This is a genomic window from Nostoc sp. FACHB-888, assembly GCF_014696655.1.
Lineage (GTDB): Bacteria > Cyanobacteriota > Cyanobacteriia > Cyanobacteriales > Nostocaceae > Nostoc.
The window spans coordinates 1-1974 of the sequence record NZ_JACJQM010000398.1; the positions used below are offsets into that span (position 1 = coordinate 1).

2 protein-coding genes are annotated in these 1974 nt (G+C 39.6%); both read right to left on the reverse strand.

What is annotated here, in order from left to right:
• Positions 1–515: 515 nt before the first annotated feature.
• Entirely contained in the window at positions 516–1031 is a 516-nt protein-coding gene (locus tag H6G26_RS41335; RefSeq protein WP_190737888.1) for a hypothetical protein, read from the reverse strand.
• 57 nt (positions 1032–1088) lie between these two features.
• Entirely contained in the window at positions 1089–1676 is a 588-nt protein-coding gene (locus tag H6G26_RS43635; RefSeq protein WP_242054414.1) for a hypothetical protein, read from the reverse strand.
• Positions 1677–1974 lie beyond the last annotated feature (298 nt).

Below are 1974 nucleotides of genomic sequence, written 5' to 3' on the forward strand. Positions count from 1 at the left end.
ACACGAACTACTTCAAAGCCATCGACTAAAAGTTTGAGACTTCCGTAACCGTTATCGAAACCCGCAGGAAAAATTTTTTGTAAGGTGTGAATGTTTGACATCTGCTCCAAGTAATAAACTTTAATTTGTGAAAGCTATCTGTTCAGATAATTTGGGGAGTAGGGGAGAGAAGAATAAAATAACTACTCATTTTTTCTCTAGACTCAAGAGTTTATCATAAAGCCTTGGGGGCTAAATGGGGTACAAAATCTTAGTCAGTTAAGTATACCCCATTTAGCACCTATATGTACCCTATATAGGTGCTAAATGCCATCAAAATCCCGATCTACTGTTGGGGTATATATAGTCCCCATGAAGCCCCCAACAGGATTTTTTGAAATCTTTTTTATCAACGCAGCAAAAATTAATTTAGATCATCGTTGACTCTTTGATTTATAATTTACTGTCAATCTTTTGTTGAAAAGCAATTCAGTCTTAATCTTTAACTTCTTGCTGACTATGTAACGAGTGCGTTACTACTTGCTTACAGGTTCAGCTTTCTCAACTGAATTATCATTCACACCCAAAGTCAATTGCAAAGGAGTCTTTTGGGGGTAAGCTTTTGCTACTTGCCGATAAACATCATAATTAGTAGGTAGGGTCTGCTGAGAATTACCCACCTTATAGGTCAGTTTGTACTTTACATTTTTCACCAATTCAGGTTTGCCTGCCTCTTCTTGAGGTCTTTTGCTTTGTTCAACTTCATCAACACCTGGTCGCGGCGGTAAAGTAGGCCACCATAACCCTCTCTCATCTGGGCCAACAACTGCTCCTGGCGGTTTGAATCCATTCCGATTCAACATTGAAGTATTCGCGAAAGTTTCAATTCGTGGCTGTGGTTGACTAGTTAGGTTATTAGCATACTTAACTTGCCAGGTGTAACTGGTGAGCGCTGTAGCTTCATACTGTTCAGCAGTAGTAGTGCTGCAACTAGTTAATGTCAGTGCCGTTAGTGCAGTTATTATTGAGGGTAAAATTTTCAACTTTTGTATTATCAATCGTAAATATCTCTTACTAATCACTTTTGAAGAGGGAGTGTGCCATCATTGCTACCAAGGAGAAGGAATCGCTGTTGTAGAAAGCACTTCCCTTACTTGCAGCCTAATCGCTGTTTGCTCACAGTTAGGGCATTTTACTTTTATGAAAATTACTGAAGGTCGTCCTTTGTACTCGCCCATTACGGGTTCTCCGGTGTACTCGCTGATTATCCCCTGCTGGCAGTGATAGCATTCGAATATCACACGTCCTACCTCCGAGTTGCAATCCAGGAATTGCATATGCTGACAGGGTTCTGGCGGTAATTCTTCTTCTTCATCGCTCTTTGTCAATTGACCCTGTTGCTTGGGCTGTTGCGGTAATTTGGATTTTCTCTTGTCAGCAGAGGTACGTTTGGCTTTACTTTTCTCTAAATGTTGCGGTTTTCCAGCAGCGTTTGTCTTTGACCTTACAAGAGGTATTACCTCTGCTTGGGCTGGCTGCTCAACTGACGGCAGATCAACACTGGAAGTAATGTTAGGCTGAGAGATTGGCTGCTGTTTATCTACTGGTTTATAAGCAACAAGGTCAAGCTTTGGACTTGGTTCGTTGGGTTTTGGCTGTTGTTTAGGTGGCTTGGGCGATCGCTCTTTTGATTTCATCAGAAAATTTTATGTGGACTTGGGGAAATAAGTTTATTTTAAGCGCCAATTTATTTCACTAAATCGCTCCTCATCGCCAGAATGAAAGTATAGTTAGCTTTTTAGGTAACAAGCAATTTGGAACATTAGTTTTTCATTACTTTGGTTTAAAACTTGTGAAAATCTTTGCGGTCTACTTAAATTGTCATAGAATCAGTTCATTCTGTAACTAATATATATATGTTTTTTCATCAAAAATCGCATAGTACTAAGAAAATATGATTATCGCAGTTACTAATCAAAAGGGAGGAGTAGCCAA

Coding starts and splice junctions, on each gene's coding strand:
- H6G26_RS43635 (WP_242054414.1), bottom strand. CDS start 1,676: ATGAAATCAAAAGAGCGATCGCCCAAGCCACCTAAACAACAGCCAAAA.